The organism is Pantoea sp. NGS-ED-1003, assembly GCF_000738765.1.
Taxonomy (GTDB): Bacteria; Pseudomonadota; Gammaproteobacteria; order Enterobacterales; family Enterobacteriaceae; genus Pantoea; species Pantoea septica.
This window is the reverse complement of sequence record NZ_JPQA01000003.1, coordinates 1-15459: the sequence shown is the minus strand read 5'-3', so window position 1 is coordinate 15459 and position 15459 is coordinate 1. Positions and strand designations below refer to the sequence as shown.

Sequence of the window (15459 nt, the reverse complement as noted above, 5' to 3'; positions counted from 1 at the left end):
CAAAATAACCGCGCCGTCGCAGAGAATATGCGCAATTCCGACGGGATAATTCTTAAATTAAGGTGAGATTCTTCTGAAGATGTAGAGAGAAACCCCCTCTCTCTCGCGTTTTAAATGGTCCTTATTCATTCACCAGTCACCTCCTTCCATTTGTTTTTTAAAGCAATTCTATTTTCAGGCAGCCCGACAAATTCTGATAATCTCTTTTCCGGTCCATTTATTAATAAAAAAGCGTAAAACGCTTTGCATTTAATTTTCGACCAGCAATAAATTCTGGCCTCTGGTAAATCTTACCAATAAAAAGGAGGTTATCGCTGTTTAGCCCCTTTTTTAGCCAAAATAAACCGCCCTTTTCGACCGCTTTTTCCCACGCTGAACTCTGGTAATTTGTTGCCCTATACTGAACGCGCCCGAAAACGGGTACATCCTTCATTCACTCAATGCAGGACAAGCTGTATGAAAAAAATCATGGTTGCCGGAGCAGCCGTACTATACGTCGCAGCGCATTCCGTGGCTTTTGCCGCTCCGGAAGAAGCGGGTGCCGCAGCGGGCGCGCAGGCGGGAGCAATCTCCGCCGGCACCTCGACCGCTGTCGGTATCGGCGCGCTCGGCGCATTAGTCGGTGTCGGCATTGCCGCTTCTGGCGGTGGTGACGGCGCGAATACCGGTACAACAACCACGACCACAACGAGCACCACTCGTTGACGTAGCACCTTTAAACATAACCACACAGCCGTGTGGTTATTTTTTGCTTTGGCTTCTTTTACAGGGACACACAGTGCGCCAACTTCCTTTGTTGCTGGCTTGCCTGCTGCTGCAGGCCTGCACGCAGACGCAAAAAGGGCTGGAACAGACCGTCATGATGGCGGTCTCCGGCCCCGATGACGTGATTAAAACCAGCCAGCAGATCGCCGACCTGCCCTACGCCAGCCTCTATGCGCGGATTAATGAAGGCCCGCAGATTTTCGTGGTGCTGGGCTATAACGAAAATGGCCAGCAGAAGTGGATCACTCAGGACAACGCTATGCTGGTGATCCGGCATGGCCGCCTGGTGAAAACGCTCGGCCTGCCGGATAACCTGCAAGAAGTGAGCAATCTGCCGCAGGATCCGCTGGCGGATGCGCTCCATCTGCGCGACGGCGTCAGCTGGACGCGCATCGCGCAGTGGACCGAGCACGGCGAGACGCGCGCCGCGACGGTGAGCTCGCGCTTTACGCGCGGCGCTGACGAGGTGCTGACGCTGGCGGGTCGCCGCGTCGCCTGCCGCGTCTGGATCGAGCAGGCGCGCATCGAGGCCACCGGCCGCGCGTGGGAGAACACCTTCTGGATCGATAACAGCAGCGGCGATGTGGTGCAGGCGCGCCAGATGCTGGCTGCGGACGACTTCCCTGTTGCCACTACCCTTCTGAAGCCGGCGAAATCATGAAAACAACACTCTCTTTGCTGGCCGCCCTGATGCTGGCCGGCAGCAGCGCCGCGTGGGCGGCGGGTCAGGTTATGGTGCATAGCGCGCAGGGCAGCGCCACGCTCGAAAACGTGCAGGATCTGGCGCAGCTGACGACGCAGCCTGCGCTGATGGACGCCGTCTGGTGGCGCGGCGCGGTTATCGCAGAGCGAAACGCCAGCGCCGCCGCGCAGCGCCAGCAGCAGCAGACGCTGGCCGATCTACGCGCCTGGCAGGCGCAGAGCAGCGGCGATCGCGCCGCCGCCATCGGCGAAGTTTTGCGCCAGCTCAGCGCCGTCAAGGTCGCTGGCCGCCAGTTCGTCTCGCTCGATCCCGACCAGATCCGCCTTCATCCCGAGAGCAACCGTCGGCTGGAAGGCCGCTACGACCTCTGGCTGACGCCGCCGTCCGACGGCGTATGGCTGCTGGGCGCGCTGCGCGACGCAGGCAAAGTCAGCTGGCAGCCGGGCCAGACGGTGCGCGGCTATCTGGCGCAGCATCAGCCTCTTTCCGGCGCGGAGAACAGCTACGCCACGGTGATCGCGCCCTCCGGCGAAACGCAGCGCGTGCCGGTGGCCTACTGGAATCAGCGCCACAGGGAAGTCGCGCCCGGCAGCATTATCTGGCTGGGCTTCTCCGCCTGGAGCCTGCCTGACGCGTATGACGATTTGAACCAGCGCATGATTTCTGTTCTGACTCACCGGGTGCCAGAGTGATGAATAAACGACTTCTTTTCAGCCTGCTGGCTGTTTCCGTGGCCGCCGCATGCCAGGCGCAGGCCGATACCTTTCCCGATCCGGTGGGTCCGTCGCAGTCTGACTTTGGCGGCGTCGGCCTGTTGCAGGTGCCGACCGCACGCATGGCGCGCGAGGGCGAGTTCAGCCTTAACTTCCGCGATAACGATCAGTACCGCTACTACTCCGCCTCGCTGCAGCTGCTGCCCTGGCTGGAGACGACGGTGCGCTATACCGACGTGCGCACGCGACGCTACAGCGCCGTAGAGAGCTTCAGCGGTAATCAGAGCTACAAAGACAAGGCGTTCGACCTTAAGCTGCGCCTGCTGAAAGAGAGCTACTGGCTGCCTGAGGTCGCTTTAGGCTCGCGCGATCTTGGCGGCACCGGCCTGTTCGACAGCGAATATCTGGTGGCGAGCAAAGCCTGGGGACCATTCGACTTTACCCTCGGACTCGGCTGGGGCTATCTCGGCAACAGCGGCACGGTGAAAAACCCCTTCTGCTCCTACAGCGACAGCTACTGCCAGCGTCCCGGCGTCGGCGAAGCGGGCTCGATCAACGGCTCGCAAATGTTTCACGGCCCGTCGGCGCTGTTCGGCGGCGTGGAGTATCAGACGCCGTGGCAGCCGCTGCGCCTCAAGCTGGAGTATGAGGGCAACAACTATCAGGATGACTTCGCCGGCAGGCTCGAGCAGCGCAGCAAGGTCAACGTCGGCGCGATTTATCGCGTCACCGACTGGGCCGATATCAACGCCAGCTACGAGCGCGGCAATACCTTTATGTTCGGCGTGACGGTGCGCACCAACTTCAACGATCTGCGCCAGACGCATATCGACAGCGCGAAGCCCGAATACCGTCCTCAGCCGCAGGAGAGCATGCTGGAGCCGACCGTGGTCGCCAGCCAGCTGAGCGATCTGAAGTACAACGCCGGGCTGAGCGGGCCGCGCATTCAGACCCGAGGCAGCACGCTGTTCGTCTCCGGAGAGCAGACCAAATACCGCGACACGCGCGAAGGGGTCGATCGCGCCAACCGCATCATCATGAATAACCTGCCGGCGGGCATCGAAACGATCGAGGTGACCGAGTCGCGCTTCAATATGCCGCAGGTCACGACGCGTACCGACGTCAACAGCCTGCGCAATGAGCTGGCAGGCTATCCGCTCGGTCAGGAGCAGCCGCTGCGCCAGACGCGCGAGAACCCGGTCGACGCGGGCGAGACCGAGCAAGGCTTCTTTATTCGTAAAGAGCGGCTTAACTACAGCCTGTCGCCGGTGCTAAACCAGTCGGTCGGCGGCCCGGAAAGCTTTTACATGTACCAGGTCGGCGTGATGGGCAACCTGGATTACTGGTTTACCGATCATCTGCTGGTGGGCGGCAGCCTGTTCGGCAACCTCGCCAATAACTACGACAAGTTCAACTATAACGGCGCGCCCGCCGACTCGACGCTGCCGCGCGTGCGCACCCATATTCGCGACTACGTCGAGAACAACGTCTACGTTAACGATCTGCAGGCCAACTACATGGGTTACCTCGGCAACGGCTTCTACGGCCAGATGTACGGCGGTTACCTCGAGACCATGTACGGCGGCGTCGGCGGCGAGATGCTCTACCGTCCCATCGACAGCAACTGGGCCGTTGGCGTCGACGCCAACTATGTGCGCCAGCGCGACTGGGACAACATGATGCAGTTCACCAACTACAAAGCGCCGACCGGCCATGTAACGGCGTACTGGCGTCCGTGGTTTATGCAGGATCTGCTGGTGAAGGCGAGCGTCGGACAATATCTGGCGAAGGACAAAGGCGTGACGATTGACGTGTCGAAGCGCTTCGACAGCGGCGTGATGGTGGGCGTTTATGCCACCAAAACCAACGTGTCGTCGGAGCAGTACGGCGAAGGCGATTTCACCAAAGGTTTCTATCTGTCGATTCCAATGGATCTCTTTACCGTGACGCCGACGCGCGGCCGCGCGCAGGTGAACTGGGTGCCGCTGACGCGTGACGGCGGGCAGATGCTGGGACGCAAGTACCAGCTTTATGACCTGACGTCCGATCGCGACGCGCGTTTCAATTGATGAAAAAAGGCGGCCTGATGGCCGCCTTTATTATTGGTCAATGCAGATCGCAAAGTCGTTCAAGGCATTCCTGCTCGTTCGGCCCGCGCCACCTGCCTTTTAACTTTCGAAGCCGTCCGTGGTTTTAATCCGCGTCATACCCTAAATTCGGCGCCAGCCAGCGCTCAACCTCGCTCACCGCCATGCCTTTACGCGCCGCATAATCCTCGACCTGATCGCGCTGGATCTGCGCCACCGCGAAGTAACGGCTATCCGGATGACTGAAGTACCAGCCTGAAACCGATGCGCCCGGCCACATGGCGAAGGATTCGGTGAGCTTCATGCCGGTATGGGTTTCCACATCCAGCAGCTGCCAGATCGCCGCTTTCTCGGTATGTTCCGGACAGGCGGGATAGCCCGGCGCGGGACGAATGCCCTGATAATTTTCGCGGATCAGCTCCTCGTTGCTCAGGTTCTCATGGGCGGCAAAGCCCCAGATCACCTTACGCACCCGCTCGTGCAGATATTCGGCGAAGGCTTCCGCCAGCCGATCGGCCACCGCTTTCACCATGATTTTGTTGTAGTCGTCGTGCTGCGCGTCATACGCCTCCGCCAGCGCATCCTCTTCCAGGCCGCCGGTCACGGCGAACGCGCCCAGATAATCCGACTTGCCGCTCCCTTTCGGCGCGACATAATCGGCCAGACAGTAGTTGGGAAAATCGGTTTTCTCCGTCTGCTGGCGCAGATGATGACTGACAGCAACCACCTCGCGGCGGCTCTCGTCGCGGTAAATCTCAATATCGTCCCCGACGCGGTTAGCCGGGAAAATACCCACCACCCCGCGCGGCGTCAGCGCTTTTTGCGCGCTGAGCTGGTCCAGCATCGCGTTGGCGTCGGCAAACAGACGCTTCGCCTCTTCGCCTACCACCTCATCTTCCAGAATGCGCGGATACTTGCCCGCCAGCGACCAGGTCATAAAGAACGGCGTCCAGTCGATATAGTGGCGCAGCGTGTCGATGCCGACCGCTATCTCGCTGACGCCGAGTCGATGCGCCACCGGCGGCGTATAGCTTTCCCAGTCGATGGAGACCGCGTTATCGCGCGCAACCTGCAGCGACACCGGCGGCGTGCGCGGCTTTTTACGCGCGTGCTGGATGCGCACGGTGTCGTACTCTTTGCGCGTGCGCGCCACAAAATCCGCTTTCAGCGTCGACGAGAGCAGCGACGACACCACGCCCACGGTGCGCGAGGCGTTCTGCACATAGACCGTCGGGCCGCTGTAGTTCTGCTCGATCTTCACGGCGGTGTGCGCCTTTGACGTAGTCGCGCCGCCAATCAGCAGCGGCAGCGTAAAGCCCTGACGCTCCATCTCTTTGGCGACGTTGACCATCTCATCCAGCGACGGCGTAATCAGGCCTGACAGTCCGATAATATCCGCCTGCTGTTCGATGGCGGTTTTCAGGATTTTGTCGCTCGGCACCATCACGCCGAGGTCGATAATCTCGTAGTTATTGCACTGCAGCACCACGCCGACGATATTCTTGCCGATGTCGTGCACGTCGCCTTTTACCGTCGCCAGCACGATTTTGCCGTTGCTGCGGCCCGCCTCTTTGCTGGCCTGAATATAGGGTTCAAGGTAAGCCACCGCCTGCTTCATCACGCGCGCCGACTTCACCACCTGCGGCAGGAACATCTTTCCTTCGCCGAACAGGTCGCCCACCACGTTCATGCCCGCCATCAGCGGACCTTCAATCACCTCAATCGGCCGCGCCGACGCCTGACGCGCCTCTTCGGTATCCTGCTCGATAAACTCGGTGATGCCTTTTACCAGCGAATATTCCAGCCGCTTTACCACGTCCCAGCTGCGCCATTCCGCCTGCTGCTTATCCTCTGTGCCGTCGCCTTTGCTGGCGCGGTACTTCTCCGCCAGCGCCAGCAAACGCTCGGTGCCGTCGGCGCGGCGGTTAAGGATAACGTCCTCTACCGCCTCGCGCAGCTCGGCGGGCAGATCGTCGTAAATCGCCAGCTGACCGGCGTTGACGATGCCCATATCCATGCCGTTGCGGATGGCGTAATAGAGGAACACCGCGTGGATGGCTTCGCGTACCGGATCGTTGCCGCGAAAAGAGAACGACACGTTAGAGACGCCGCCGGAGATCATCGCATGCGGCAGCTCGCGCTTGATATCTTCGCAGGCGCCGATAAAGTCCACCGCGTAGTTGTTGTGCTCGTCGATGCCGGTGGCGACGGCAAAGATATTCGGGTCGAAGATAATATCTTCCGGCGGAAAGCCGACCTGCTCGGTGAGGATCTTGTAGGCCCGGCGGCAGATCTCGATTTTGCGCGCGCGCGTATCCGCCTGGCCCGCTTCGTCGAAGGCCATCACCACCATCGCCGCGCCGTAGCGGCGCACCAGCCGCGCATGGTGGATAAAGGTCTCCTCGCCCTCTTTCATCGAGATCGAGTTAACGATGCCTTTGCCCTGGATGCACTGCAGCCCCTTTTCAATCACCTCCCACTTTGAGGAGTCGATCATAACAGGCACGCGCGCGATATCGGGCTCGCCGGCGATCAGGTTAAGAAAGCGCACCATCGCCGCTTCGGCGTCGAGCATGCCCTCATCCATATTGATGTCGATAACCTGCGCGCCGCTCTGCACCTGCTGCAGCGCCACTTCCAGCGCCTCGTTGTATTTCTCTTCTTTAATCAGGCGCTTGAATTTGGCCGAGCCGGTGACGTTGGTGCGCTCGCCTACGTTGACGAACAGCGTGTCGCCGCTGATATTGAGCGGCTCAAGCCCGGAGAGACGACAGGCGACCGGCAGTTCAGGCAGTTTGCGCGGCGCCACCCCGGCGACGATATCCGCCATCGCCCTGATGTGCTGCGGTGTGGTGCCGCAGCAGCCGCCGATGATGTTGAGGAAGCCGGCGCGCGCCCATTCGCCAATCTGCTCGGCCATGACGCCAGCATCGAGATCGTATTCGCCGAAGGCGTTGGGAAGCCCGGCGTTCGGGTGCGCGGTGACATAGCATTCAGCGATGCGCGACATTTCCGCTACGTACTGACGCAGCTCGTCCGGGCCGAGCGCGCAGTTGAGGCCGAACGACAGCGGTTCGGCGTGGCGCAGCGAGTTATAGAAAGCTTCCGTGGTCTGGCCGGAGAGCGTGCGGCCAGAGGCGTCGGTAATGGTGCCGGAGATCATCAGCGGCAGGTTGACGCCCAGCGCCTCCATCTCGGTCTGCACCGCGAAAATCGCCGCTTTAGCGTTTAGCGTGTCGAATACCGTTTCGATCATAATGAGATCGGCGCCGCCTTCCACCAGCGCGCGCGTCGATTCGCGATACGCTTCTACCAGCTGGCTAAAGGTGACGTTGCGGAAAGCGGGATCGTTAACGTCCGGCGAGATCGAGCAGGTGCGGTTGGTCGGGCCGAGCACGCCGGCGACGTAGCGCGGACGCTGCGGGGTTTTCGCCGTCCATTCGTCGCAGCAGGCGCGCGCCAGTCGGGCAGCCTCGAAGTTGATCTCCGCCGAGAGCGCTTCCATCTGGTAATCCGCCATCGCAATGGTGGTGGCGTTAAAGGTATTGGTTTCCAGAATATCGGCGCCCGCTTCCAGATAGGCGTAGTGGATCTCACGGATCACGTCAGGCTTGCTGAGCACCAGCAGATCGTTGTTACCTTTGAGGTCGCAGGGCCAGTCGCCGAAGCGGCTGCCGCGAAAATCCTGCTCGTCCAGCCTGTAGCTCTGGATCATCGTGCCCATGCCGCCGTCCAGCACCATGATGCGTTGCGCGAGCTGCTGATGCAGCGCTTCGATTCTGTTGCTCACTCTTGCCTCGTTTAGCTCAATTTGCTGGCTAAAACGCCAGCGCATCATACTGTCATAACTTACGCAGGGGAGAAAGCCGCAGCAGGTGAGACATTTTCAGGCAGAACGCGTAACAGATCGGACCAGAACACGCGGGTTTGCAAATTGCGCAATTAAGCTGAAAATGATTTCCACTTTGCGCAAGGAGATACCTCAATGGTTACGCCCGTCCCCGCTAAACGCGGCAAAAAACCGCGCGGCACTCCCGCCGCGCCGCCGGCCAGCGGTCAGGTGCAGTCTCTGCAACGCGGCCTGCATCTGCTGGAGCTGATCGCCGACTCCCACGGCAGCGTGGCGCTGACCGAACTGGCGCAGCAGGCTGGATTGCCTAACTCCACCACGCACCGTTTGCTGACGACGATGCAGCAGCAAGGCTTCGTGCATCAGACCGGCGATCTCGGCCTGTGGACGATTGGCGCGCACGCCTTTGTGGTCGGCAGCAGTTTTTTGCAGAGCCGAAATCTGCTGGCGCTGGTTCATCCCGTGCTGCGCACGCTGATGGAAACCTCTGGCGAAACGGTCAATCTGGCCGTGCTGGATCTCAGCGACTATCAGGCGGTGATCATCGATCAGGTGCAGTGCACCCAGCTGATGCGCATGTCGGCGCCGATTGGCGGCAAGCTGCCGATGCACGCCTCAGGCGCGGGCAAGGCTTTTCTGGCGCACCTGAGCGATGAGCAGGTCACCGCGCTGCTGCATCAGAAAGGACTGCACCACTACACGCCCAATACCCTGATGTCGCCGCAGAGCCTGAAGGCCAATCTGGCGCAGGTACGCAAAGGCGGTTTCGCCTATGACGATGAGGAGCATGCGCTGGGACTGCGCTGCGTCGCCGCGCCTATTTACGACGAGCACGGCGAGCCTTTTGCCGCCCTGTCGATATCCGGGCCGATCGCGCGTATGACGGACGATCGCATTACCGAGCTGGGCGCGCTGGTGATCCGTGAGGCGCGTCAGGTGACGCTGGCCTACAGCGGTCGCTAAGCCAGTTCGCGGGCGTAGCGCACGCTGAAGCGCTGCGCCTGGCGCCAGGCAATCACCTCTTCCACATGCCCCTGCCGGATGCGCTGCTGCTGTGCACGCCACCAGCCCGCATCGAAGAGTTCGGGATGCAGCTGTTGCAGCAGCGCGCCGGTCGCGGCCTCGCTGCACAGCGCATAGCGGAAGGTTTCGGGAAAGACATCGTCCGGGCCGACGCTGTACCAGGGTTCGGCGCTCAGTTCGTCTTCGTCGTAGCGCGCCTGCGGCACGTCGCGGAAGTGCAGCTCATCCATGGGCCGGATTTCATCGTAGTCATAAAACACCACGCGTCCGTGCCGCGTCATGCCAAAGTTTTTAAACAGCATATCACCCGGAAAAATATTGGCCGCCGCCAGCTGTTTGATGGCGTGGCCATACTCCTCAACCGCGTGCCGCCGCTCTTCGCTGTTCGCCTGCGCCAGATAGAGGTTGAGCGGCTGCATACGCCGTTCCAGCCACAGATGGCGGATAATCAGGCGGTCGCCGTCAATATGCATCTTCGTGGCTATGCTGGCCTGAAACTCCGCCATCAGCGCAGGCGGGATACGCGCCAGCGGTAGCGCAAACTGCTCGAACTCCAGCGTGTCCGCCATGCGCCCGACGCGGTCGTGCTCTTTGACCTGCTGATAACAGGCGCGCACCTGCGCCTCCGTCACCTCTTTCTGCGGCGCAAAGCGATCGCGGATCACTTTGAAGACGCGATCAAAGCCCGGCAGCGTAAAGACCAGCATCACCATGCCGCGCACGCCGGGCGCTATTTCGAATGCCGCGTCGCTGTGCGCCAGCGCATGCAGATAGTCGCGATAGCTTTCGGTTTTGCCGTGCTTCTGGCAGCCGATGGCCATATAGCGTTCAGAGAGCGTTTTGCCTGGCAGAATCGGCTGGAGCCACGCCACCAGCGCAGCGGGCACCGGCGCGTATACCATAAAGTAGGCGCGGGCGAAGCCGAACACGATGCTGGCGTCGTTAGCATCCGTCAGGCAGGTATCAATCCATAACTCGCCCTGGGCGGTGCGCTGAACCGGTAGCAGACAGGGAAAAATGGCGTGCGGCAGGTGCAAACGCGCTACGATCCACGCGGTTTTATTACGGAAAAAGAGCTCGCTGGCCACCTCCAGCCAGCCGCCATCCAGCCTGAAATGCTGTTGCAGATGGCGCAGGATATAGCTGGCGTCGCGCGCGCGGTCCTGCCAGGGCAGCGTCAGCGTGGTATCGCACAGCACCTGCTCCAGCATCGCCTGCCAGCCGTGCTGCGGCTGATAGCGACGCGCCAGCGGTCGTGCAGGCTGTGAGGCGTGGTGCTGGGTCGAGAAGATAAACAGCCGCTTCGGCTGCAGGTGGGTATGTCCATGCAAACGACAGTAGACTGAATTGAAAAAGCTTTCGGCGATTTCCGCACGCGGATAGTCCGGCAGCAGTGCTTCATAGTCCTGTTTTACCTGTAGCCAGAACGCATCGTCCCAGTGTGCCGCATCGTTGAGTATGCGCAGCTGATCCACCACCAGCGCGACGTGGCTATCGTAAAGGTGGATGCGCGTTTTCATCGCCTGCTGTACCGCCTGCCAGTCAGCCTGTTCAAAGCGCTGCTGCGCGCCAGCGGTAATATCAAGAAAGCGACCATACTGCGCGTCAAAGCCTTGCAGAATAGTATGAGCAATTAAGGATTCGCGTGGTGGCACAGGCAGCTCCCAACAAAAGCCTGCCCAAACGCGTTGGGCAGGCCATGTGACACGGGGTTAAAACTGGTGCTTTTCGGTCGAGCCGGTCAGCGCCGTCACTGACGAATGGCCGCCCTGGATCAGCGTGGTAACCCGATCGAAATAGCCCGTCCCAACCTCCTGCTGATGGGATGAGAAGCTGTAGCCTTTATCGCGCGCCGCAAACTCCGGCTGCTGCACCTTTTCGACGTAGTGGCGCATGCCCTCTCCCTGGGCATAGGCGTGCGCCAGGTCGAACATGTTGAACCACATGCTGTGAATGCCCGCCAGAGTGATGAACTGGAAGCGATAGCCCATCTCGCTCAGCGCCTGCTGAAATCCTGCGATGGCGCGGTCGTCGAGGTTCTTTTTCCAGTTAAATGAGGGCGAGCAGTTATAGGCCAGCAGCTTGCCGGGATAGCGTGCGTGAATAGCCGTGGCGAAGCGCTGCGCCAGCGCCAGATCCGGCGTCGAGGTTTCGCACCACAGCACATCAGCGTAGGGCGCATAGGCCAGCCCGCGGCTGATCGCCTGCTCGATGCCCGCGTGCGTGCGAAAGAAGCCTTCCGCCGTGCGATCGCCGCGAATAAAAGGCCGGTCATAGTCGTCACAGTCGGAAGTAATCAGATCGGCCGCATCGGCGTCGGTGCGTGCTAACAGGATGGTCGGCACATCCATCACGTCAGCCGCCAGCCGTGCCGCCACCAGTTTCTGTATCGCTTCCTGCGTCGGCACCAGCACCTTTCCGCCCATATGCCCGCACTTTTTCACCGCCGCCAGCTGATCTTCGAAATGTACCGCTGCGGCGCCCGCGCTAATCATCGCTTTCATCAGTTCAAAAGCGTTGAGCACGCCGCCAAAACCCGCTTCGGCATCGGCGACAATCGGCAGGAAATAGTCAATGAACTCCTCATCACCGGGTTCAGCGCCGTTCGCCCACTGGATCTGATCGGCGCGCTGAAAGGTCTGATTGATGCGCTGTACCACTTCCGGCACCGAGTTCACGGGATAGAGCGACTGATCGGGATACATCTGCCCGGCAAGATTGGCATCCGCCGCCACCTGCCAGCCGGAAAGATAGATCGCTTCAATGCCCGCTTTCGCCTGCTGCAACGCCTGGCCGCCGGTGAGTGCGCCGAGGCTGTTAATGTAGCCTTTGCGCGCTGCGCCGTTGAGCAGCGTCCAGAGCTTTTCCGCGCCGCGCTGCGCCAGCGTGCAGGCCGGATTAACCGAGCCGCGCAGTTTAACGACCTCTTCAGCGCTGTAGGGACGCGTGATGCCTTCCCAGCGCGGTGCGCGCCAGGCTTGTTCAAGTTGCTGAATCTGTTGGGTACGAGTCATGGCAACGGCTCCTTTTTCAGGGGATCAGGCGATAGCCCGGCAGAGTTAGAAATGAAACCAGTTCGTCTTCAGTGGTGATTTGCGCCATCAACCGCGCCGCGTCGTCGTAACGCGTATCGTTGAGCTGGCGTCGTTCTTCATCCAGCATGCGCAAAAAGCTTTCGGCGCTGACGGGCTGACCGTCGCTCAGAGTTTGCTGATGATGAATCCACTGCCAGATAGAGGTACGAGCAATTTCCGCCGTGGCGGCATCTTCCATCAGACCGTCGATCGGTACGCAGCCGTTGCCGCCCAGCCAGGCCTCCAGGTAACGCAGCGCGACGCGGATATTGGCGCGCATACCCGCTTCGGTGCGTTCGCCTGCGCAGGGTGCCAGCAGCTGTGCGGCGTCGACAGGCGCATCGTTTTCGCGCAGAACGTCGAGCTGGTTTTGCCGCTCGCCGAGCGCGGCGTCGAAGACGGCCATTGCCGTATCAGCCAGTCCGGGATGGGCTATCCAGGTGCCGTCGTGACCGTTATCCGCTTCACGCTGCTTATCTTCGCGCACGCGCTGCAGTACCCATTCATTGCGCGCGCGCTCTTTGGCTGGGATTAAGGCGGACATACCGCCCATCGCGAACGCACCGCGACGATGGCAGGTTTTCACCAGCAGTCGCGAATAAGCATCCAGGAAAGGCTGCGCCATGGTGATCGACTGTCGATCGGGCAGGATGCGGTCGCCATGCTGACGCAGCGTTTTGATATAGCTGAAGATGTAATCCCAGCGGCCGCAGTTAAGGCCGACAATATGGTCGCGCAGGTTCCACAGGATCTCATCCATCTGGAATACCGCTGGCAGGGTTTCGATCAGTACCGTGACCTTAATAGTGCCGCGCGGCAGCTGAAAGCGATCTTCCGTGAAGCTAAAGATCTCGCGCCACCATGCCGCTTCCTGCCAGCTTTCGCTTTTCGGCAGATAGAAGTAAGGCCCGCTGCCTTTGCTGAGCAGCGCGGAAACGTTGTGGAAAAAGTAGAGGGCAAAATCAAATAATCCGCCGGGGATCGCTTTGCCCTGCCACTGCACATGTTTTTCATCCAGATGCAGACCCCGTACGCGACACATTAGCACCGCAGGATCGGCGCGCAGCTGGTAGATCTTTCCGCTTTCGCTGGTAAAGCTGAGCGTCCCATTCACCGCCTCACGCAGCGTTTGCTGCCCCTCCATCAGCTTGCTCCACTGCGGCGTCAGCGAGTCTTCAAAATCCGCCATATACACCTTCACGTTCGCGTTCAGGGCGTTAATGACCATTTTGCGTTCTGGCGGCCCGGTGATTTCCACGCGCCTGTCCAGCAGGTCATCAGGTATGGTGCCGATACGCCAGGTACTTTCACGAATGGAAGCAGTTTCCATATCAAAGTCGGGAAGCTGACCAGCGTCATAACGCTGCTGCCGCTGCTGCCTGAGATCAAGCAGCCTTTCGCGCTCAGCGGAGAAATGAGTGACCAGTTCAAGCAAGAACTGCTGGGCCTCTGGCGTTAGCAGCTGCTGTTCCGCATGGGAGAAGGGTTCTGTGAAGGTAAGATCGCTATGAATTATCGTGTCGGTCATGCGAGATCGCTCCTGTCGCCGATCGGATCCTGTCATAGCGATCCGGTTAATGGATAATTTTTGAGCTACAGGATCCAAGCATATACTCGTCATTTTCAAAATCAAAAACTATTTCCATTTTAATTTAATATCTCAATTAACCTGATGATTAAAATGAAATTAAATTTCTTTAATTAAAGGGAGGCGTTTTCGAAAAGCGACAGGCATAAAAAAACCGTGACAGCTTTGCAGCTGGCACGGTAAGGACAAACGAGGAAACCGATTATTCGAGCGTGGGATTCATGCGACGCAGATCGAATGGCGTAATCTGGTAGACATAGTAATTCAGCCAGTTAGAGAACAGCAGATTGCCGTGACTGCGCCAGGTGGCGCGTGGCGGCAGCTCCGGGTTGTCCTGCGGGAAGTAGTTGAACGGCACCTCCGGCTGCAGGCCCGCCTCGTAGTCCCGATGGTATTCGCCTGACAGGGTCAACGCGTCATATTCAGGATGGCCGGTAACGAAAACCAGACGCTTGTCTTTGCTGGCCATCAAATAGGCGCCGGTCTGTTCAGATTCGGCGAACAGCTCCAGATCGGTGTAATCGGTGATGAGCTGCGTCGGGAAATCAGCGTAGCGCGAATGGGGCGCCAGAAAGTTGTCGTCAAAACCGCGCGTCAGCAGCGCGTGCGGATGCAAAATCTGATGTTCATAGACGCCCGACAGTTTGTTTTGCCGCGTCTGTTTAGGGATGCCGTAGAGAATATTAAGCGCCGCCTGCACCGCCCAGCAGACAAAGAGCGTCGAGGTAACGTGCTCTTTCGCCCAGTGCAGCACGCGCTGGATCTGCGGCCAGTAGGCGACGTCGTTGAAATCGACCAGGCCCAGCGGCGCGCCGGTAACGATCAGCCCGTCGAAGTTATCGTACTGGATATCGTCAAAGTTGCAGTAGAAGTTGTTGAGATGTTCTGTCGGCGTATTACGCGATTCGCGGCTGTCGATGCGCAGCAGCTGAATATCGATCTGTAAGGGCGAGTTGGACAGCAGACGCAGGAACTGGTTTTCTGTCTCAATCTTTTTCGGCATCAGATTGAGCACCAGGACTTTCAACGGACGGATTTCCTGAACACTGGCGCGCGACGAGGTCATGACAAAGACGTTTTCATCACGCAAGAAATTTACTGCCGGTAATTCATCGGGAACCCTGATTGGCATGTGCGACTTTCCTCTTTACAACCGTATATACGTTTAGACATCCAGATGCCCAACAATAGCCTGGCAGCCTGATGATGTCGAGTCTTCATGCGATTTATGAAAATCTTTCAGCTTTAAACGGCAAAAAGCAGAGAGAAGGAAAAAGGGCGATAAAGAAAGGACGTGAGATCTTTTTTTCTGGCCTGAAAAGCAAAAAACCCTGACCGTGAGGTCAGGGTTATCGCAGTTGGATGCCTGGCAGTTCCCTACTCTCGCATGGGGAGACCCCACACTACCATCGGCGCTACGGCGTTTCACTTCTGAGTTCGGCATGGGGTCAGGTGGGACCGCCGCGCTAAGGCCGCCAGGCAAATTCTGTCTTCCGCGCCGCCCGCAGGCCGCGCAGAATATATCCGTCACAAGCTGAAAATCTCGCGTCTCACAAAACGCCTCTGGCGTTGTAAGGTTAAGCCTCACGGGTCATTAGTACCGGTTAGCTCAACGCATCGCTGCGCTTACACACCCGGCCTATCAACGTCGTCGTC

Annotated in this window: 10 protein-coding genes and 2 rRNA genes; 5 read left to right on the top strand and 7 right to left on the bottom strand. The window is 59.4% G+C overall.

Translation table 11 applies throughout. From position 1 onward, the window contains the following. Positions 1–456: 456 nt before the first annotated feature. The 4 genes from yjbE to JS46_RS06310 all read left to right on the top strand — a co-directional run bounded on the left by yjbE (position 457) and on the right by JS46_RS06310 (position 4250). Positions 457–705 (top strand): exopolysaccharide production protein YjbE, encoded by a 249-nt coding sequence (gene yjbE, locus JS46_RS06325; protein ID WP_033749135.1) that lies wholly within the window; start codon positions 457–459, stop codon positions 703–705. A gap of 73 nt (positions 706–778) precedes the next feature. After that, the gene (locus JS46_RS06320; RefSeq protein WP_033749134.1) at positions 779–1426 is read left to right on the top strand and encodes a YjbF family lipoprotein; all 648 of its coding nucleotides are present in this window, start codon (positions 779–781) and stop codon (positions 1424–1426) included. Next, positions 1423–2160 (top strand): capsule biosynthesis GfcC D2 domain-containing protein, encoded by a 738-nt coding sequence (locus tag JS46_RS06315; RefSeq protein ID WP_033749133.1) that lies wholly within the window; start codon positions 1423–1425, stop codon positions 2158–2160. The genes JS46_RS06320 and JS46_RS06315 overlap by 4 nt, the downstream gene beginning before the upstream one ends. Further along, complete coding sequence (locus JS46_RS06310; RefSeq protein WP_033749132.1) at positions 2160–4250, top strand: YjbH domain-containing protein; 2091 nt, start codon at positions 2160–2162, stop codon at positions 4248–4250. The genes JS46_RS06315 and JS46_RS06310 overlap by 1 nt, the downstream gene beginning before the upstream one ends. A 124-nt stretch (positions 4251–4374) precedes the next feature. Here the strand turns inward: JS46_RS06310 and metH are convergent, their stop codons facing one another. After that, positions 4375–8103: a methionine synthase gene (gene metH, locus JS46_RS06305; protein ID WP_369799149.1), complete on the bottom strand. Its 3729-nt coding sequence runs from the start codon at positions 8101–8103 to the stop codon at positions 4375–4377. Between the two features lie 150 nt (positions 8104–8253). On the opposite strand from metH, the gene iclR reads away from it, so the two are divergent. After that, positions 8254–9081: a glyoxylate bypass operon transcriptional repressor IclR gene (gene iclR / locus JS46_RS06300; RefSeq protein ID WP_033749130.1), complete on the top strand. Its 828-nt coding sequence runs from the start codon at positions 8254–8256 to the stop codon at positions 9079–9081. Here the strand turns inward: iclR and aceK are convergent. The 6 genes from aceK to JS46_RS06270 form a co-directional block, all read right to left on the bottom strand. Beyond that, positions 9078–10796 carry a bifunctional isocitrate dehydrogenase kinase/phosphatase gene (gene aceK / locus JS46_RS06295; RefSeq protein WP_033749129.1) on the bottom strand — a complete coding sequence of 573 codons (1719 nt, stop codon included), beginning with the start codon at positions 10794–10796 and terminating at the stop codon, positions 9078–9080. The two genes, iclR and aceK, sit on opposite strands and share 4 nt — an antisense overlap. Before the next feature lie 57 nt (positions 10797–10853). Continuing rightward, positions 10854–12155, bottom strand: coding sequence for an isocitrate lyase (gene aceA / locus JS46_RS06290; protein WP_033749128.1), 1302 nt, complete (start codon positions 12153–12155; stop codon positions 10854–10856). A gap of 16 nt (positions 12156–12171) precedes the next feature. After that, positions 12172–13743: a malate synthase A gene (gene aceB / locus JS46_RS06285; protein ID WP_033749126.1), complete on the bottom strand. Its 1572-nt coding sequence runs from the start codon at positions 13741–13743 to the stop codon at positions 12172–12174. A 262-nt stretch (positions 13744–14005) separates the two neighbouring features. Then, positions 14006–14935, bottom strand: coding sequence for a homoserine O-succinyltransferase (gene metA, locus JS46_RS06280; protein ID WP_033749125.1), 930 nt, complete (start codon positions 14933–14935; stop codon positions 14006–14008). Between the two features lie 232 nt (positions 14936–15167). Further along, positions 15168–15283 (bottom strand): 5S ribosomal RNA (gene rrf, locus JS46_RS06275). A 93-nt stretch (positions 15284–15376) separates the two neighbouring features. Continuing rightward, a 23S ribosomal RNA gene (locus JS46_RS06270) occupies positions 15377–15459 on the bottom strand; the annotation flags it as partial.